The following is a 17,876-nucleotide window of genomic DNA, read 5'->3' as shown; positions in this document are numbered from 1 at the left end:
GGGCCGTTGCCCCCTACCCCGAGGGTTGCCTCTTGGGGCAGGATGTTGTCTGGTTCCATCCCTTTCAGTACGACTCAAGGAGATCCAGCCATGCCCACCACCCTCAACCCGTACCTCGGCTTCCGTGACAACGCCCGCGAAGCCATGAATTTCTACCAGTCGGTCTTCGGCGGCGAGCTGACGCTCAGCACCTTCGGGGAGTTCCAGGCCAGCGAGGATCCCGCGGAGGCGGAGAAGATCATGCATGCCATGCTGACAACCACCCAGGGCCTGGTCCTGATGGGGGCGGACACACCCAACGGCATGGAGTTCAGTGGAGGGTCGTCCATCTCCATTTCGCTCAGCGGGGATGACGAAGCCGAACTCCGCGGCTACTACGAACAGCTCAGCGGCAACGGCGGCAATGTCACTGTGCCCTTGGAGCAGGCGCCGTGGGGAGACGTCTTCGGCATGTGTACGGACCGCTTCGGCGTGGCCTGGCTGGTGAACGTCAACAACCCGCAGGCGGCAGGCCTGGGCGCCGAATAACCATCCCGGCCATGCTTTCTTGAGGAGGGGCGCCACGCAGTGCGAGGATGTATGCGTGGAGTCCCTCTTCGAGATCCTTGACGATAAATGGTGGCTCGTTTTCCCCGCCTTGGCTTTTGCCGGCCACTGGGCGAACTCCTGGCGCAAGGCAAGCGACCGCCGGCACCAGCGGAAGGTGGAGCTGTACACGCTCAGGAACCAGACACGCGAGGCGGAGAAGGCCTCTGCGGTGGAGGTGGAGTCACTGATGGCCGCCCATGATGCCACCAACCAGCGCTGGCTTGACTACGAACTGGACGCGGGAAAGCTCATCGACTTCCCGCTCATGACCGACGTCCGGGAACCGCTCACTGTGGCGTTTCTTCGGGCTAAGAGGGAAGCCGACGGACTGCGGCCGGCCGCAGCGGCAGACATAACGTCCCACTCGCGCCTTGAGTCGTACCGCAAGGCGGTAGACGGTTTCGGTGTGGCGCTGGACGTCGCCGAGCGTGAAGCCAGGCGCATCAGGGACAGCAGGTTCACCGGACCGGAGCGCGAAAGGCTTGCCACCGCCCGGCAGTTGCTGAAAATCGCCGAAAACCATGCCGCCACGCCGGCAGAACGCCAGGCAGCCTACAAGCGGGCGCGCCGGGAACTCGACGGCCTCATTGTCCTGCCCGACGTGACCGTAGCGGCCCTTGAGGACAAGATCGCACCCATGCTGGATCCGGGCGCGCGGCCCACTGATTCCCAGCACGGCTGATCCCCGGACAGACGCCGTGGCCGTCCGCACGCTTTACCTCGACGTGGACGGTGTCGTCTGCCCGTTCGGTCCCGACGGACGCAACGCTTGGGGAACCCCTTGGAGGCGTGCTGACGCGGGGCTGTTGCCGGTGGCGTTCGCGGCTGAGCTCGTGAAGGGGTTGAACAGCCTGGCGGCGATTCCGGAGGTGCGGTGCGTCTGGCTCACCAGCTGGGAGGACATGGCGCCGCAGTACCTTTGTCCGGCCATCGGCCTGAACGGAGGCCGCTGGCCGTTCCTGACCGCCGAAGGTTCCGGAAGCGGCCCCGATTGGTGGAAGCTCCGGGCAATCCAGGCAGATGTGGAAGAGACTGGGCCCGCTGCTGTCGCCTGGGCTGACGACCAGCTCGCATTCGAGGCGGAGGCCCAGGCCTGGGTGGGGGTGATGGGCTGGCGGTTGCTCGCACTCTCGCCGAACCCCCGGCGCGGAATCGCACCCGCGGAACTTGATGCCGTTGCGGCCTTTCTCACGGCGCCGATTTTTTGACGTCCTGCCGAGGGCGCGTACGATCGATAAGGTTTCACGCCGGTTGAGTTAACAGCGCAGGTCATTCCAAGCGAACAGCTGGTGAATTATGCTGTGCAAGGCAGCCGGGGGATAGAAACTGCTGGACGTCGACTCTGCAGATTGGGCAACAGGTGGATATCACCTTTATGGTGGCGCTGGTCATCGCACTGGCACTATTTTTCGACTTCACGAACGGCTTCCACGACACAGCGAATGCCATGGCCACGCCCATCGCAACCGGTGCCATTAAGCCGAAGACCGCAGTGACCCTCGCGGCTATTTTGAATCTGGTGGGCGCCTTCCTGTCCACGGAAGTGGCTAAGACGGTTTCAGGCGGCATCATTCGTGAAGGATCCGACGGGGTACAGATCACGCCCGAGATCATTTTTGCGGGCCTCATGGGAGCAATCCTGTGGAACATGATCACTTGGTTGAAGGGTCTCCCCTCGAGTTCCTCGCACGCCCTGTTTGGTGGCCTCATCGGTGCGGCCATCGCCGGCATCGGGTTCAATTCCATCAATATGGAGGGTTTGCTCCAGAAGGTCATCCTTCCTGCCATTTTCGCGCCGCTCATCGCCGGCATCGTCGCTTACATCTGCACCCGCCTCGCCTACGCCCTGACGTCCCGGCATGACCCCGAAACCGGCAGCAAGCTCACCCAGAAGCGCGGCGGCTTCCGCACGGGGCAGATTTTCACTTCCAGCCTGGTGGCGCTGGCCCACGGCACCAACGACGCCCAGAAGACCATGGGCATCATCACGCTCGTCCTGATTGCCGCCGGCACGCAAACACCCGGCTCCGGCCCGCAGTTCTGGGTGATCGCCGCCTGCGCCTTGGCCATCGCCATCGGCACGTACGCCGGCGGGTGGCGCATCATCCGCACCATGGGTTCCGGGCTTACCGAAGTGAAGCCCGCGCAGGGCTTCGCCGCCGAAACCAGCACCGCGTCGGCTATCCTCGCGTCCTCGCACCTTGGCTTTGCACTGTCCACCACCCAGGTTGCTTCCGGTTCAGTCATTGGCTCAGGCATGGGCCGCCGGGGAACCAGTGTTCGCTGGAGCATGGTGGGCAAGATTGCGCTGGGCTGGCTCTTCACCCTTCCCGCGGCCGGTTTGGTCGGGGCGCTGACCGCACTGCTGGTCAAGACCGGCGTCGTGGGCGTGCTGCTTGCGGCCATCGCCGGCACCGCCGCCGTTCTGTTTATGTTTTTCTACTCACGTAAGTCCGCCGTGGGCCACCACAACGCCATCGAGGTGGAGGAGGCTGGCCAGACCGTGCGCTTCGCGAAGAAGAAGGCGATGGCCCGTGCGCGCGCCAAGGCCAAGGCGCATGCGAAAACCAACGCAGACGCCAACACCAGTACCGGCGCCCAGGGGGGCACCAACACTGAGGCAAATACCAGCGCCCAAGCGGGCACCAACACGCCCGGCACCGAAGCCGTTACGACGAAGGATTCCCAACGATGAAGTGGTTCGAACTGCTGACCGTGGCCGGTGCCACCCTTGCGGCCGCAGTGACCGTGGTGGCTCTCTACTCACTGGGCGTTCGGTTGACGGCCATCGCCGGCGACGCGCAGCAGGCGTCACCCGGCGTGAAAAGGTCCCTTGCCTACGTCTGCTTCGGCCTGTGCGGACTCGCCGTCCTTTTCGGCCTCTACCTGATCATCCCGTACTTCTCCGCCTAACCCCCCTGACACCGGCACGAAAGCGCCAGGTGCCGGGCCGTTGGCCAGACGGCGGCGGATCATTAGGCTGGAGCCATGTCACGGATCCAGTATTTTGTAGCCGCGTCCCTTGACGGTTTTATTGCCACGTCCACCGATGATTTGGGCTGGCTCCTGCAGTTCGATGGTTTTGAGGGCGGCAAGGACAGCTACGAAACGTTTATGGCGGGTGTTGGCTGCATTGTTATGGGAGGTGGGACCTACGCCTGGCTGATGGAGCACGAACCAGGCAACTGGCCCTATCCCGGCACCCCCTGCTACGTATTCACCCGGCATGAGTACCAGGCACCCCCAGGGGCCGACCTCACGTTCGTCCGCGGGAACGTCACTGAATTCATCGCCGACTTCCAGGCCGACGCCGGAGGCAAAAACATCTGGGTGGTTGGCGGTGGAGACCTCGCCGCGCAGTTCGCAGACGCCGGCCTCCTGGACGAACTGATCCTCTCCGTCATTCCCGTGGTTCTGGGTGATGGCAAACGGCTGCTCCCGTTGACGGGCCCGACGCCGCCACTTGAGTTGACTGCCTCGCAGGCTCTGGGCAGGGGCATAGTGGAGTTGCGATACAACCTGAACGGGCTTTGAGTCTGTCGGCCCCCAAACCCATGGTTGAACCTGCCAGAAATCGAACCCGGTTCTCGGTGATTGAGCGGGCTTAAGTCGGAATCGTTGGTTCAGCGGGCGGGTTGAATTCAACCCGTAGGTTGAGTTTGTAGAAACCTGGCCCTATTGTTTCGCCTCTTGGAACCGGCACGCGAACGATACTGTGCCAGCCGCATGGTTCATCCGCCGCGTGCATGAAGGAACCGCTCCAGTCCTTCTTCTCCCGGAGAAAGCCCGATGTAGGCAAAGTCTGGAGGGTGGCTCGGTAGTACGTTGCCCCGCTGCATTCCCCGCTCCAGTCCGATTTGATTTGGCCAGTGTGGTGGTTCCCAGTGGTGGTGTTCGGCTTTGTAGTGTCTGCCGGTGGGTGAGGTCCAGCCGGGTGGTTCGTTCCGGGTGGCTGGTGTGGGTTTCCAGCCGCTGTTGTGTTTGAGGCGGTGGTGTTTGGGGCAGAGTTGGGCCAGGTTGCTGATGCCGGTGGTCCCGCCGTGCTGCCAGGCTTTGAGGTGGTCTGCTTCGTTGTCGAGGGAGTTGTTGTTGCAGCCGGGGAAGGTGCATTTGCCGTCCCGAAGGTGCAACGCCTTTTTCATGGCCTTGGTGATCCGGTAGTTGGTGCGTCCGATTTCCAGTGGTGCGCCGTCGCGGGGGTCCACGAGTACCCGGTAGAACGAGCTTGCACCGTCCGCGACGAGTTTGCGGGCCATGGAGGCCGGAATGGGTCCGTACCCGTCGAGGAGGGCGGGTTCGTCGGTCAGGCCAAGTAGGGCAAAAACGGGGACGGTGACGAGAACATCCACCTTGGGCACCGGGACCTGTCCCAGGGTTGCAATCCCGTCGTTCGCCGGGGCCCCGTTTGCCGTCGCCCTCTCTGCACTGTCCCCTTCGGCATTGTCCCTTTCTGGATTGTTCCTTGCTGCGGTGGCGCCTGTGGCCGTGTCGCCGACGCCGTCTCCGGTCCCGGTGCCGGCGCTTCCTGCGGCAGCCGGTGCGCTAAGGAGGAGCCTGGCGGCGATGTCGGGGCGTAGTTGGGTCATGGTCCGGGGCTCGTTCGGGCTTTGGAGGCCGCGGGCGAGGGCGGTGGTGCGGTTCCAGATGGCGCAGGCGGTGTCGCCGGGCAGGTGGAGCGAGATCCAGGCCATGCCGTCGCGGTCGGGGGTGTATTCCATTCGCCGGTCGGCGGCGCTTTTGGTGTGGCGTTTTTCGAGGGTTTCGGGGTGATGGCGTTCGCGCCAGGTGCGGACTTTGGCGCGGAACCGGGCGGGGACGAGTTCCCCGGGTGCGGCTCCGCGGGCCGGGTTGGGTGCGTCCGGGTCGAAGAAGTGCGCTGCCAGGGCCTTGGCGCCGGCGGGGTCGAGGGATTCGGTTTCGTCGGCGATGATTCGGGCGTGCTGCCAGGTGATGGTCCCGGTGCACAGGGCGTCCATGGCCAGGGGCAGTGCGCAGAGTTGGCGGGATTGGCTGATGAACGCGCCGGCGGTGCCGGAGCTGATGGTGAGGACCCCGGCGATCTCCTCGATGGCGGACATTTCGGCGTAGGTCCGCTCGTGCACGGGCGCGTCGGGCGGGGTGATGGCGTGCTGGATGTCGAGGGCCTCTGCCGCGTCCCGGGCTTTGACCGCGGCGAGTTGTGCTTCCAGCTGCTTCACTGCCGTCATCCGTTCCAGGCGGATCTCATATTGGCGCTGCAGCACATCAACGTCGGCACCGTCGCCGGCGCAGGAATCCAGGGCGGCCTCTTCGAGGAACAGCACATCGAGGCCCGCAACAGAAGCATGTATGCCCTCCATCGCTGCCGGTGCGCCTCCGCCGTTTCCCATACCAACATCATCCATCGAGGCACTGACATTCCCGCGAGTGATTGCGGGCAGGCTGGGGCTGACAGGCAGCAACGCCTCGCCACCAACTCCCTCGCCCGGCGGGATTTCCTCCATACAGACATCTTCTAATGGGGGCCTGACATTCCTGGGTTTGCGGTCCCTGGCTGTGCTAGCCCTGCGGCGGGGCGGCGTTGTCCCGGATCATGTTGGTGATGCGGGCGGTGGACAGACGCCGCCCTTGCTCGTCCGTTATGACGATCTCGTGGGTGGCAAGCGTCCGGCCGAGGTGAATGGCGGAGCAGGTGCCCGTCACCGTTCCCGTTGCAATGGATCGGTGATGGGTGGCGCTGACTTCGATGCCCACGGCGTGCCGGCTGGGCCCTGCATGCATACCCGCGGAGAACGATCCGAGCGTTTCGGCCAGCACCACGTGGGCACCGCCGTGAAGGATTCCGGCCACCTGGGTGTTTCCTGCCACAGGCATGGTGGCTACTGTGCGTTCCGGGCTCATCTCCAGGAAACGGATCCCCATCTTCACCACGAGGGCGCCGATCCCGAATTGACCCAGCCAGGCGTGGAGGTGCTCGGGGACTCCGGCAGCGTTGAGCTCATCGGCGTAGGGGCCGGGCGTGAAATTGTCCATCATGGCAACTAGGCTGGCACCTGTGAGTGAAACAACCAAACCGTCCCCTTTTCCGTCCAATGTCCTGCAGGAGGACAACGCCCCGCAGGGCTCAACTGCCCTCGCGGACGCTGCCGTTCAGGACACGGTTCCGGGTGAGGCCGGCGATTCGGTTTCGGCTACTGTGGCACCCGTCGTTCCCATGACGGGCCAGCCGCGGCTGTTGGTGCTGGACGGGCATTCGATGGCCTTCCGCGCATTCTTCGCCCTCCCCGCGGACAAGTTCTCCACCGCGAACGGGCAGCACACGAACGCCATCCACGGCTTCACTTCAATGCTGATCAACCTGATCAAGGAACAGCAGCCCACCCACATCGCCGTGGCTTTCGACGTCTCAGACTCGTCCACCCACCGTAAGGCCGAGTACAGCGAATACAAGGGGGGCCGTAACGAAACCCCCCGCGAGATGAACAACCAGATCGACCTCATCGGCCAGGTGATGGAAGCCTGGGGCATCAAGACCATCAAGATGCCGGGCTACGAGGCTGACGACATTCTTGCCACCCTCGCCGCAATGGGTGAGAAAGCCGGCTTCGAGGTCCTCCTCGTCTCGGGCGACCGGGATGCGTTCCAGTTGATCACGGACAACGTTTTTGTGCTCTACCCGAAGAAGGGCGTCAGCGATATCCCCCGGATGGACGCTGCCGCTATCGAGGCCAAGTACTTCGTCAGCCCCGCACGGTATTCAGACCTGGCCGCGCTGGTGGGGGAGACGGCCGACAACCTTCCGGGCGTGCCAGGCGTGGGCCCCAAAACGGCGGCCAAGTGGATCAACCTCTACGGCGGTCTTGAGGGTGTGCTCGAACACGTCGATTCCATTGGCGGCAAGGTGGGTGACGCGCTGCGGGAGAACGTCGATGCCGTCAAGCGCAACCGCCGGCTGAACCAGCTCCACACGGACCTGGAACTTCCCGTCACGCTCGATGAGCTCTACGAGCCCCGCCCGGACCAGGCAGCCCTCGAGGATCTGTTCGACCAGCTCGAATTCAAAGCCATCCGGGGCCGTCTCTTCGCCCTTTATGGCGACGACGACGCTCCCGCCCCCGAGCGTGCGAGCATCGAAACCCCGGACTTCATCACACCTTCCGGGGCTGCTGAGCTCGCCGAATTCCTGGCTGCAGGCACGGGCCAGCGCACCGCCGTCGCGGTGGACCTGGTTCCTGGGCGCATCGGCGAGGATGCTGCCGGGTTGGCCATTGTCCGCGACGGCGCCGCGGCATACGTCGACCTCTCCGTTCAGGACGCTGAGGCGGAAAACGTCCTGGCCGCATGGCTGCGGGATCCCGAAGCGCCGAAGGTCATGCACGGCTTCAAGGCCGCACTGAAAGCCCTGACCTCCCGCGGCCTGGAGCTCGCGGGCGTGGTGGACGATACCTCCATCTCCGGCTACCTGATTCAACCGGACCGCCGCACCTACGAACTCGCCGAACTCGCCCAGCACCACCTCAACGTAGGGATTCCCGCCGCCACCGCCAAGGCCGGCCAGCTGGAGCTGTCCTTCGACGGCGACGACGAAGCTGCCGCCGGCGCGCTGGTGCAGGCAGCCGCCGTCGTCCTTGAACTGGGCCGCTTCTTCGAAGCGGAGCTGAAGGAGCGGCGCGCCGAGGAGCTGCTGTCCACCCTGGAACTTCCGGTCAGCCGGGTCCTTGCCGACATGGAACTGGCCGGCATCGGCATCGACATGGCACGGATGGACGAGCAGCTCGCGGACCTCGCCCGGGTTATCGACAACGCCCAGGAACAGGCCTTCGCAGCGATTGGACATGAGGTGAACCTCGGTTCGCCCAAACAGCTGCAGACCGTGCTGTTCGAGGAGCTCCAGCTGCCCAAGACCAAGAAGATCAAGTCCGGCTACACCACCGACGCCGCGTCTCTGAAAAACCTCCTCGAAAAAACAGGACACGAGTTCCTGGTGCAGCTCATGGCCCACCGGGAAGCCGCCAAGCTGAGCCAGATGCTGGAGTCATTGAAAAAGTCCGTGGCTGAAGACGGCCGCATCCACACCACCTACGCGCAGAACGTGGCGGCCACGGGCCGGATCTCGTCCAACAATCCCAACTTGCAAAACATCCCCATCCGCAGCGAGGAAGGCCGCCGCGTCCGGGGAATCTTTGTGGTCAGTGATGGCTACGAGTGCCTGCTGTCCGCGGACTACTCCCAGATCGAGATGCGGATCATGGCGCACCTGTCCGGTGATGCCGGCCTGATCCAGGCGTACAAGGATGGCGAGGACCTGCACCGGTTCGTCGGTTCGAACATCTTCCACGTACCCACCGAGGAAGTCACCAGCGCCATGCGCTCCAAGGTGAAGGCCATGTCCTATGGGCTTGCTTACGGCCTGACCTCGTTCGGCCTGTCCAAGCAGCTGGAGATCTCCGTGGACGAGGCCCGCACGCTGATGAAGGACTACTTCGACCGGTTCGGGGCCGTCCGCGACTACCTCCGCGGGGTGGTGGACCAGGCCCGCGTGGACGGTTACACCGCCACCATCGAGGGGCGCCGCCGCTACCTCCCGGACCTGACCAGCACCGACCGGCAGCTCCGGGAGAATGCGGAGCGCATCGCCCTTAACAGCCCCATCCAGGGCTCGGCCGCGGACATCATCAAACGCGCCATGCTGGGCGTCCACGCCGAGCTCAAGTCGCAGGGCCTGAAATCGCGGATGCTCCTGCAGGTCCACGACGAACTCGTGCTTGAGGTCGCTGCGGGGGAGCGGGAAGCCGTGGAGAAGCTTGTTACCGAACAGATGGCGGCGGCGGCGGACCTCACCGTTCCGCTGGAAGTCCAGATCGGTGTTGGCCCCAGCTGGTACGACGCCGGGCACTAGGCGACAAGCGGCCATAAGAAGGTCCAGGGAACGGGGCGGGGCGCGATGGACAAGTACGACGTCCGGAAGCAGTTCAAGGAGCTGTACGCGCCCCGCACCCGGGACTTCGAAGTGGTCACCGTCCCGGCGCTGAAGTACCTTATGCTGGACGGACAGGGCAACCCGGGGACGTCTCCGGCTTACACCCGTGCCCTGGAAGCGCTGTTCTCGGGCATCGCGAAGGCAGCGGCGAAAAACGTCGCCGGACTGGATATGCTCCGCCTGGAAACCCTCGAGGAAGGCCTGTCCGCGCAGATCCTGCATATCGGCAGCTACGACGATGAAGGCCCTACGCTGCACCGCCTGCACAGCGAGTTCCTGCCTGCCAACGGTTTTGCCTTTGCCGGCCCGCACCATGAGATCTACCTCAGCGACGCCCGGAGGGTTGCACCTGAAAAGCTGAAGACCATCCTCCGCCAACCCGTGCGGCGGCTTTGACCGTTCCCTTTCAGAACGTGTTGATACTGGCCCACCGCCGGAATCCTTAGCTAGGCTCAGGTGCGTGACTGATCTGAGTGGAAACTACGAAATTCGGCGCTTCGGCGCCGTGTCCCAGGGCAAAGAGGGCTATGCACAGGCTGAAACCTGGAGCCGTGCCGTGTCCTTTGGGTTCCACGAATCCACCAGGACGCCCGAGCACGTGGCAAAGTCGCTTGCCACGTACGAGGCGGACGGCCGCATCCTCACCGGCGTCTACCAGACCGGAACCGTTGCGCCGTCGTCGTTGCCCGCAGAGGTGCCGGTGGCCACGTTCGCCACCTTCCGCAAAAGCCTCAACATTGGGTTCCGCCAAACGCTGGAAACCCAGATGGTCACGTCGGTGACAGTCCGGACCTCGCACCGCCGCCGTGGGCTGCTCCGCCGGATGATGGGCGAGGACCTGCACCGCGCCAAGGAGGACGGCCTGGCGATGGCCGCCCTCACCGCTTCGGAGGGAACTATCTACGGGCGCTTCGGGTACGGGGTGGCCAGTTTCGAACGCTCCGTCAAGGTGGACACCACTGCGCGTTTCAGCCTGGCACACCAGCCAACGGGCAACGTGGAAATTGCCGACCCCAAGGCACTGCTGCAGCTGGCACCGGAGGTCTTCGAACGTGTCCACCAGTTCACCCCCGGTTCCCTTGGACGGCAGGACTGGTACCGGCAGCTCGCGTCAGGATCACTCGCCCGTGACGGCAAGGAGGACCCCGCCATCAAAGTGGCGCTCCACTACTCGGCGGACGGAGCCGTGGATGGCTACGTCTCCTACAAGTTCCTCGGCTGGGACACGGAACCGTACACCGTGGAAGTGGTGGACCTGGTGGCCGCAGGCAGCGACGCCTACCTGGAGCTCTGGCAGTTCCTCGGCGCCATCGACCTGGTGGAGCGTGTCTCGTGGGACGAAGCGCCGCTGGATGACCCCTTGGCTTGGGCCCTTGCGGACCCCCGATGCATCGATTCATCGGACAGCCGGGACATGCTGTGGCTCCGCATCCTCGACGCAGCCAAGGCACTCGAGGCCAGGCACTATCCTGCGGACGGCCGGCTGGTCCTCGAAGTCCATGACTCCCTGGGCCTCACGGCGGGAACCTTCGCGCTGCGAGTCCAAGGCGGCAGGGCCGTCGTCGAACGCCTGCCGGAAACCGCGGAAGCGGACCTGGTGCTGGATGTCTCGGCCCTGTCGTCCATCTACCTGGGCGCCGTATGCCCGGTAACGTTGACGGCGGCAGGCCGGATCCGGGAAAACACGGCGGGTTCAGCGCTGCAGGCAAGGCAAATGTTCGCCGTCGAACGGGCAACGCATTGCCTCACGCACTTCTGAGGTCGTACCCGACCCGATGCGTGCCGCTTTGACCCGTGTTGCGCGCAGCGACTAGAATAAACGGGCGTGTACCACGTGCACGATTTCTGAAATCCACAAAATCAGGATGACCCGGAGGATCCGTTCGGATTCACCGCACACCGCGCCTGCGTTCCATAACGCGGGCGCGCCGGTTTGCCTGACCGACTAACTATCCACAACGGAGCCCCTACTACATGACCATCACCTCCACCGAGAAGCCCGGTACCCCCGTAGTCGCCATTAACGACATCGGTACCGCTGAGGACTTCCTCGCAGCAGTCGACGCGACCATCAAGTACTTCAACGACGGAGATCTCGTCGAAGGTACCGTCGTCAAGGTCGACCGCGATGAAGTTCTGCTCGACATCGGTTACAAGACCGAAGGTGTCATCCCCTCCCGCGAGCTGTCCATCAAGCACGACGTTGATCCCGGAGACGTCGTCTCCGTTGGCGATCAGGTCGAAGCCCTGGTGCTCACCAAGGAAGACAAAGAAGGCCGCCTGATCCTCTCCAAGAAGCGCGCTCAGTACGAGCGTGCCTGGGGCGACATCGAGAAGGTCAAGGAAGAAGACGGTGTTGTCACCGGTACCGTCATCGAGGTTGTCAAGGGTGGTCTTATCCTCGACATCGGCCTGCGCGGCTTCCTGCCCGCATCCCTCGTCGAGATGCGCCGTGTGCGCGACCTGGCTCCGTACATCGGTCAGCAGATCGAAGCCAAGATCATCGAGCTGGACAAGAACCGCAACAACGTGGTCCTCTCCCGCCGTGCATGGCTCGAGCAGACCCAGTCCGAGGTCCGCTCCACGTTCCTCAACAAGCTGGAAAAGGGCCAGGTCCGTCCCGGCGTCGTTTCCTCCATCGTCAACTTCGGTGCATTCGTGGACCTGGGCGGCGTAGACGGCCTGGTGCACGTTTCCGAGCTGTCCTGGAAGCACATCGACCACCCGTCCGAGGTTGTCGAAGTCGGCCAGGAAGTCACCGTCGAGGTTCTCGAGGTCGACCTGGACCGCGAGCGCGTTTCCCTGTCGCTCAAGGCTACGCAGGAAGATCCGTGGCAGACCTTCGCCCGCACCCACGCCCTCGGCCAGGTTGTTCCGGGTAAGGTCACCAAACTCGTTCCGTTCGGTGCGTTCGTCCGCGTCGAAGACGGCATCGAAGGCCTGGTCCACATCTCCGAGCTGGCCGTGCGCCACGTGGAGCTGGCAGAGCAGGTTGTCTCCGTTGGCGACGAGCTGTTCGTCAAGGTCATCGACATCGACCTCGAACGCCGCCGCATCTCGCTGTCCCTCAAGCAGGCCAACGAGGGCGTCGACGCCGACAGCACCGAATTCGATCCGGCTCTGTACGGCATGGCCGCAGAGTACGACGAAGAGGGCAACTACAAGTACCCCGAGGGCTTTGATCCCGAGTCCAACGAGTGGCTTGAAGGTTACGAGAACCAGCGCGCCGCCTGGGAGCAGCAGTACGCTGACGCCCAGACCCGTTGGGAAGCCCACAAGAAGCAGGTTGCCCAGCACGCTGCTGACGACGCTGCAGCTGCAACGTCCGGTGAGAGCGATTCCGGCACCACGAGCTACTCCTCGGAGCCGGCTGCTGAGTCCAACGTTGGTGCAGGCACCCTTGCATCCGACGAGGCCCTCGCCGCTCTGCGCGAGAAGCTGACCGGCAACTAATTGCCACCGGCCCGGACTTTCCGGGCTGACACAACAGACCCCCTGCCTACAAGGCAGGGGGTCTGTTGCGTTAACCCACTGATGGTCGCCGTGCGTTCTCAGCCAGGCAGTTAAAGTACGACGACGGCGCTGACCGTCCCGTCGTCGTCGGGCGTGAGCGTGGCCCCGGCGGAGGCAAGGAGACGCTGGGCACCAAGGTTCCCAACCAGGGTGCGGGCGGTGACGCGGGCGACGCCGGCGTTGCGGGCCTCCTTCAAAACCAGGCGCAGCGCGGCGCTTCCGATTCCCCTTGACCGAAAGCTCCTGCCGAGCCAGATGCCCGTCTCGGCAACAACCCCGCCGCCGAGGCGCCGGAGCCTGATGGATCCGGCAAGGGTCCCGTCGGCAACGATGCCCCACGTCTTCTCCCCGGCTTCCCCGCCAAGGCCTTGGGCAGCGGCACGGTGATAGTTGAAAAACCATGCTGTTCGTTCCAAGTTCCAGCCCGGACCGCCCAGCGGGGGAGCCACCTCGTCGGGGGAGGCGTCGCGTTTGGCGAGCGCCAGGAGCTGCTCCAGGACCGTTTCATCCACGTCCACGAGGGACACATCAGCGGAACGGGACATCCACCCACTCCGTTCCTCCGGGGCTGAGGGCTGCGCTCCCCGAGGTCAACAACTGGAGGCGGTCCGCAGCCGCTGCGATCGCCCCGGAATCGTCCGGGACGGCCACGCGCAGGACCGTGTGCTGTGCACCGTAGGTGGTTTCCGCCATCACGTAGCCCGCCGCCCGCAGGTCGTTCTCCAGCCTGCCGGCAGCAGCGTGCGGCACTTCCGCGGAGCAGATCCGCAACCGGCTACGGCGCACCAGCGGCACAAGTGCCAGCGCCGAAGACACAGACTCTGAGTACGCGCGCACCAGTCCGCCCGCCCCCAGCAGGATGCCGCCGAAGTAGCGGACGACGACGGCACTCACGTCGCTGAGGTCGGCCGCCCCGGGCGTCGTTTCCCTTTTGGCCAGGGCTTCGAGCATGGGGACGCCGGCAGTTCCCGAGGGTTCGCCGTCGTCGCTGGAGCGCTGGATGTCCCGGTCGGGGCCGAGGATGAACGCGGAACAGTGGTGCCGGGCATCGTGGAATTCGCGGCGGAGGCCTGCCACCAGATCGCGGGCACCTTCCTCGCTGTCAGCCCGGCGCAGCACCGTGATGAACCTGGAGCGCTTGATTTCGAGTTCGTGGCGGAAGTCCGGGCCTGGTGCCAGGGTGGTGTAGGCGGTGGCCCGGCTCGCTTGCTCCTGCATCCGCCCAAGTCTAATGGTGGGCCCACGCCGTCGGGGTTCCCTGGGCGAGCGCAGCGAGGCGAGGGGGACGGTGGGGAGGCCCACGCCGTCGGGGTTCCCTGGGCGGGCGCAGCGAGGCGAGGGGGACGGTGGGAATAGGGTGGTGGGGTGCTGAAGATTGGTTTGACGGGTGGAATCGCCTCAGGAAAATCGGTAGTCGCCTCGCGGCTGAAGGAACGCGGGGCGGTGCTGGTGGATGCCGACGCCCTGGCCCGGGAGGTGGTGGAACCCGGGACCGAAGGCCTGCAGCGGATCGCGGCTGAGTTCGGCGATGACGTCCTGGGGTCCGACGGGCGGCTGGACCGGCCGAAGCTCGGTGCTCTGGTGTTCGGCGATTCCGCCCGCCTGGCCGCGCTGAACGGAATCGTCCACCCACTGGTCCGGGCGCGCGCCGCCGCCATTGTGGCGAAAGCCGCGGAGGACGCGGTGGTGGTGCAGGACATCCCGCTGCTGGTGGAGACCGGCCAAGGCAGCGACTTCCACCTGGTCGTGGTGGTGGACGCCCCGGACAGGACGAGGCTGCAGCGGATGCTCGAGCACCGCGGGATGACCGCCGCGGCCGCCCGCTCCCGGATGGCAGCGCAGGCAACACGGGAGGAACGGCTCGCCGCAGCCGACGCCGTCCTCGACAACTCGGGCACGGTGGAACAGTTGGTGGCGAAAGTGGATCGGCTTTGGGATGACCGCCTGGCGCCCTTTGCCCGAAACCTCTCGGCCGGAGAAAGGGCGGGCAGGGCCGGTGGACCGGTCCTGGTGCCGGCGCGGGTTGAATGGGCGAACGACGCCCGTCGCCTCATGGACAGGATTGTCAAAGTCCTCCCGGCAGGGCAGCAGGATGCCGTGACCGTTGACCATATCGGCTCCACCTCCGTTCCCGGCCTGGACGCCAAGGACGTCATCGACCTGCAGCTCACCGTCCCCGACCTCGGCGTTGCCGACGCCCTTGCACCGGCCCTGGCCGCCGGCGGATACCCTGCAATTCCCGGTATTACCGGTGACAGCCCCAAGCCCAGCCACCCCAACCCGGAAGACTGGCGCAAACGCATCCACGCGAACGCCGATCCGGGCCGGCCGGTAAACCTGCACATCAGGGCCGCGGGCTCGCCCGGCTGGCGGTTCGCCCTCTGCTTCCGTGACTGGCTGCGGGCGGAACCGGCAGCGGCAGCCGAGTACCTGGCCCTGAAGCGCAGGCTCGCTGCCGCGCACGCCGGCGACGCGTCCACCTCCGACTACGCGGAGGCAAAGGAAGACTGGTTCACGGCAGTAGAAGAACCCCTCGAACGGTGGGTAAAGCAGTCGGGCTGGCAGCCGCCGTCGTCCGTGTCCTGACTGCCTTCACGGGCACGGTTCCGGATGCCGGGCCGCGGTGTTCGCCCGTAACGGACTGGACCCCTCAGTGTCGGTGCCCCACTGTAAATTAGAACCATGAGCCTTGCGCAGGAAGTCAACCGTGTTGTAGCGCCCTTCGAGGTGATCAGCGAGTTCAAGCCCGCCGGCGACCAGCCCGCAGCGATTGCGGAGTTGACGGAGCGCATTAAGAACGGTGAGAAGGACGTGGTCCTGCTCGGCGCCACCGGTACGGGCAAGAGCGCCACCACGGCGTGGCTGATTGAGCAGGTCCAGCGGCCCACCCTGGTGATGGTGCAGAACAAGACCCTCGCGGCGCAGCTCGCGAATGAGTTCCGGGAACTCCTGCCCAACAACGCGGTGGAGTACTTCGTTTCCTACTACGACTACTACCAGCCTGAGGCGTATGTGGCGCAGACGGACACCTTCATCGAGAAGGACTCCTCCATCAACGAGGAAGTGGAACGGCTCCGCCACTCCGCCACTAATGCGCTGCTGACCCGCCGCGACGTCATCGTTGTGGCCACCGTGTCCTGTATCTACGGCCTCGGCACCCCGGAAGAATACATCGCCGGCATGGTGACCCTCCGCAAGGGGGCCGAGATGAACCGCGACCACCTGCTCCGGAAATTCGTGGCCATGCAGTACGCACGCAACGACATGGACTTCCACCGCGGCACCTTCCGGGTCCGCGGCGACACTGTGGAAATCATTCCGATGTACGAGGAACTCGCCATCCGGATCGAGTTCTTCGGGGATGAGATTGAGAACATCCACACGCTGCATCCGCTCACCGGTGAAGTCATCCGGGACGAAGAGGAGATGTACGTTTTCCCGGCCTCGCACTACGTAGCAGGGCCCGAGCGGATGGCCAAGGCCATCAAGCGGATCGAAGACGAACTCGCCGACCGCCTGCACGTCCTTGAAAGCCAGAACAAACTGGTCGAGGCGCAGCGGTTGCGGATGCGCACCACCTACGATCTCGAGATGATGCAGCAAATGGGCTTCTGCAACGGCATCGAGAACTACTCGTCGCACATTGACGGCCGTGCCCCCGGGACCGCTCCGCATTGCCTCCTTGACTATTTCCCGGACGACTTCCTGCTGGTGGTGGACGAGTCCCACGTGACCATTCCCCAAATCGGTGCCATGTATGAAGGCGACATGTCCCGCAAACGGAACCTGGTGGACTTCGGCTTCCGGCTGCCGTCCGCCATGGACAACCGCCCCCTGAAGTGGGATGAATTCCTTCAGCGCGTGGGCCAGACCGTCTACCTGTCCGCCACTCCCGGCAAATACGAGCTGGGCAAAGCGGACGGCACGGTCCAGCAGATCATCCGGCCCACCGGACTGATCGACCCCGAGGTGGTGGTCAAGCCCACCAAGGGCCAGATCGATGACCTGCTCGGCGAAATCAAGACCCGCACGGAGAAGAACGAACGGGTCCTGGTCACCACACTCACCAAACGGATGGCTGAGGACCTCACCGATTACCTGCTGGGCCACGGCGTGAAGGTGGAATACCTGCACTCAGACGTGGACACCCTGCGGCGCGTGGAGCTGCTCCGCGAGCTCCGGATGGGCACATTCGACGTCCTCGTGGGCATCAACCTGCTCCGGGAAGGCCTCGACCTGCCGGAGGTATCCCTGGTGAGCATCCTGGACGCTGACAAGGAAGGCTTCCTGCGGTCCTCCACATCGCTCATCCAGACCATCGGCCGCGCCGCCCGTAACGTCTCCGGACAGGTGCATATGTACGCCGACCGGATCACGGACTCGATGGCCCATGCCATAGACGAAACCAACCGCCGGCGCGCCATCCAGGTTGCCTACAACACGGAAAGAGGCATCGATCCGCAGCCGCTGCGGAAGAAGATCGCCGACATCACCGACCAATTGGCCAAGGAAGACGCGGACACCCAGGAGCTGCTCAGCAACAACCGGCTGGCCAAGGGCGGCAAGCGCAAGTCCGCGGCGAAGGGTGCCGCGCAGGTGCGCTCCGACGGCCTTGCCGCCGCCCCGGCGGAGGATCTGGTGGGCCTGATCGAGCAGTTGACGGAGCAAATGCACGGCGCCGCCGCCGAGCTGCAGTTCGAGGTGGCAGCACGGATCAGGGACGAGGTCAGTGAGTTGAAGAAGGAACTGCGGCAGATGCAGGCGGCCGGGCACGCCTGACACAATGAACGGTCGGGGGACCGGCCTGAGGTACAGT

16 protein-coding genes are annotated in these 17,876 nt (G+C 64.7%); 12 read left to right on the top strand and 4 right to left on the bottom strand.

The genetic code is table 11. From position 1 onward, the window contains the following. Positions 1-90 precede the first annotated feature (90 nt). The 6 genes from ACFVYC_RS13160 to ACFVYC_RS13135 all read left to right on the top strand — a co-directional run bounded on the left by ACFVYC_RS13160 (position 91) and on the right by ACFVYC_RS13135 (position 4,122). Positions 91-528 carry a VOC family protein gene (locus tag ACFVYC_RS13160; protein ID WP_387550525.1) on the top strand — a complete coding sequence of 146 codons (438 nt, stop codon included), beginning with the start codon at positions 91-93 and terminating at the stop codon, positions 526-528. A 55-nt stretch (positions 529-583) separates the two neighbouring features. Continuing rightward, positions 584-1,270 carry a hypothetical protein gene (locus tag ACFVYC_RS13155; RefSeq protein ID WP_387550522.1) on the top strand — a complete coding sequence of 229 codons (687 nt, stop codon included), beginning with the start codon at positions 584-586 and terminating at the stop codon, positions 1,268-1,270. Between the two features lie 16 nt (positions 1,271-1,286). Then, positions 1,287-1,796 (top strand): HAD domain-containing protein, encoded by a 510-nt coding sequence (locus ACFVYC_RS13150; protein ID WP_387550519.1) that lies wholly within the window; start codon positions 1,287-1,289, stop codon positions 1,794-1,796. Positions 1,797-1,948: 152 nt separating this feature from the next. Next, the gene (locus tag ACFVYC_RS13145) at positions 1,949-3,283 is read left to right on the top strand and encodes an anion permease (RefSeq protein WP_387550516.1); all 1,335 of its coding nucleotides are present in this window, start codon (positions 1,949-1,951) and stop codon (positions 3,281-3,283) included. Next, positions 3,280-3,501: a hypothetical protein gene (locus ACFVYC_RS13140; RefSeq protein WP_387550513.1), complete on the top strand. Its 222-nt coding sequence runs from the start codon at positions 3,280-3,282 to the stop codon at positions 3,499-3,501. Before ACFVYC_RS13145 ends, ACFVYC_RS13140 begins: the two co-directional genes overlap by 4 nt. A gap of 75 nt (positions 3,502-3,576) precedes the next feature. Beyond that, on the top strand, positions 3,577-4,122 hold the full coding sequence (locus tag ACFVYC_RS13135) for a dihydrofolate reductase family protein (RefSeq protein ID WP_387550510.1): 546 nt from the start codon (positions 3,577-3,579) through the stop codon (positions 4,120-4,122). Between the two features lie 197 nt (positions 4,123-4,319). Here ACFVYC_RS13135 and ACFVYC_RS13130 read toward each other — a convergent pair whose 3' ends face one another. Both ACFVYC_RS13130 and ACFVYC_RS13125 read right to left on the bottom strand, forming a co-directional pair. Further along, entirely contained in the window at positions 4,320-5,957 is a 1,638-nt protein-coding gene (locus ACFVYC_RS13130) for an HNH endonuclease (protein WP_387550507.1), read from the bottom strand. A gap of 169 nt (positions 5,958-6,126) precedes the next feature. After that, positions 6,127-6,603, bottom strand: a complete 477-nt coding sequence (locus tag ACFVYC_RS13125) for a hotdog fold thioesterase (protein WP_387550504.1) — start codon at positions 6,601-6,603, stop codon at positions 6,127-6,129. 178 nt (positions 6,604-6,781) lie between these two features. On the opposite strand from ACFVYC_RS13125, the gene polA reads away from it, so the two are divergent. The 4 genes from polA to rpsA all read left to right on the top strand — a co-directional run bounded on the left by polA (position 6,782) and on the right by rpsA (position 13,000). Continuing rightward, entirely contained in the window at positions 6,782-9,466 is a 2,685-nt protein-coding gene (gene polA / locus ACFVYC_RS13120) for a DNA polymerase I (protein WP_387550804.1), read from the top strand. A gap of 45 nt (positions 9,467-9,511) precedes the next feature. After that, positions 9,512-9,943 carry a GyrI-like domain-containing protein gene (locus ACFVYC_RS13115; protein ID WP_387550501.1) on the top strand — a complete coding sequence of 144 codons (432 nt, stop codon included), beginning with the start codon at positions 9,512-9,514 and terminating at the stop codon, positions 9,941-9,943. Positions 9,944-10,016: 73 nt separating this feature from the next. Further along, on the top strand, positions 10,017-11,306 hold the full coding sequence (locus ACFVYC_RS13110; RefSeq protein ID WP_387550801.1) for a GNAT family N-acetyltransferase: 1,290 nt from the start codon (positions 10,017-10,019) through the stop codon (positions 11,304-11,306). 215 nt (positions 11,307-11,521) lie between these two features. Further along, the gene (gene rpsA, locus ACFVYC_RS13105; protein ID WP_387550498.1) at positions 11,522-13,000 is read left to right on the top strand and encodes a 30S ribosomal protein S1; all 1,479 of its coding nucleotides are present in this window, start codon (positions 11,522-11,524) and stop codon (positions 12,998-13,000) included. A 110-nt stretch (positions 13,001-13,110) separates the two neighbouring features. On the opposite strand, the gene ACFVYC_RS13100 is transcribed toward rpsA, so the two are convergent. Then, positions 13,111-13,605, bottom strand: coding sequence for a GNAT family N-acetyltransferase (locus ACFVYC_RS13100; RefSeq protein WP_387550495.1), 495 nt, complete (start codon positions 13,603-13,605; stop codon positions 13,111-13,113). After that, complete coding sequence (locus ACFVYC_RS13095) at positions 13,589-14,278, bottom strand: IMPACT family protein (protein WP_387550493.1); 690 nt, start codon at positions 14,276-14,278, stop codon at positions 13,589-13,591. The genes ACFVYC_RS13100 and ACFVYC_RS13095 overlap by 17 nt, the downstream gene beginning before the upstream one ends. Positions 14,279-14,425: 147 nt before the next feature. On the opposite strand from ACFVYC_RS13095, the gene coaE reads away from it, so the two are divergent. Both coaE and uvrB read left to right on the top strand, forming a co-directional pair. Continuing rightward, the gene (gene coaE, locus ACFVYC_RS13090; RefSeq protein WP_387550490.1) at positions 14,426-15,646 is read left to right on the top strand and encodes a dephospho-CoA kinase; all 1,221 of its coding nucleotides are present in this window, start codon (positions 14,426-14,428) and stop codon (positions 15,644-15,646) included. A 96-nt stretch (positions 15,647-15,742) separates the two neighbouring features. Beyond that, the gene (uvrB, locus tag ACFVYC_RS13085; RefSeq protein WP_387550487.1) at positions 15,743-17,839 is read left to right on the top strand and encodes an excinuclease ABC subunit UvrB; all 2,097 of its coding nucleotides are present in this window, start codon (positions 15,743-15,745) and stop codon (positions 17,837-17,839) included. Positions 17,840-17,876: the final 37 nt, after the last annotated feature.

Origin of the sequence: Pseudarthrobacter sp. NPDC058329, from assembly GCF_042879835.1 — a bacterium.
GTDB lineage: Bacteria > Actinomycetota > Actinomycetes > Actinomycetales > Micrococcaceae > Arthrobacter.
Note: the sequence above shows the minus strand (reverse complement) of the source record. Positions and strands in the feature narration are given on the sequence as shown.

Bases quoted from the DNA above. Each gene is read 5' to 3' on its own strand.
- ACFVYC_RS13160 (WP_387550525.1), top strand. From the start codon at position 91: ATGCCCACCACCCTCAACCCGTACCTCGGCTTCCGTGACAACGCCCGC.
- ACFVYC_RS13140 (WP_387550513.1), top strand. From the start codon at position 3,280: ATGAAGTGGTTCGAACTGCTGACCGTGGCCGGTGCCACCCTTGCGGCC.
- ACFVYC_RS13135 (WP_387550510.1), top strand. From the start codon at position 3,577: ATGTCACGGATCCAGTATTTTGTAGCCGCGTCCCTTGACGGTTTTATT.
- ACFVYC_RS13130 (WP_387550507.1), bottom strand. From the start codon at position 5,957: ATGGGAAACGGCGGAGGCGCACCGGCAGCGATGGAGGGCATACATGCT.
- ACFVYC_RS13125 (WP_387550504.1), bottom strand. From the start codon at position 6,603: ATGATGGACAATTTCACGCCCGGCCCCTACGCCGATGAGCTCAACGCT.
- polA (WP_387550804.1), top strand. From the start codon at position 6,782: ATGACGGGCCAGCCGCGGCTGTTGGTGCTGGACGGGCATTCGATGGCC.
- ACFVYC_RS13115 (WP_387550501.1), top strand. From the start codon at position 9,512: ATGGACAAGTACGACGTCCGGAAGCAGTTCAAGGAGCTGTACGCGCCC.
- rpsA (WP_387550498.1), top strand. From the start codon at position 11,522: ATGACCATCACCTCCACCGAGAAGCCCGGTACCCCCGTAGTCGCCATT.
- ACFVYC_RS13100 (WP_387550495.1), bottom strand. From the start codon at position 13,605: ATGTCCCGTTCCGCTGATGTGTCCCTCGTGGACGTGGATGAAACGGTC.
- ACFVYC_RS13095 (WP_387550493.1), bottom strand. From the start codon at position 14,278: ATGCAGGAGCAAGCGAGCCGGGCCACCGCCTACACCACCCTGGCACCA.
- uvrB (WP_387550487.1), top strand. From the start codon at position 15,743: ATGAGCCTTGCGCAGGAAGTCAACCGTGTTGTAGCGCCCTTCGAGGTG.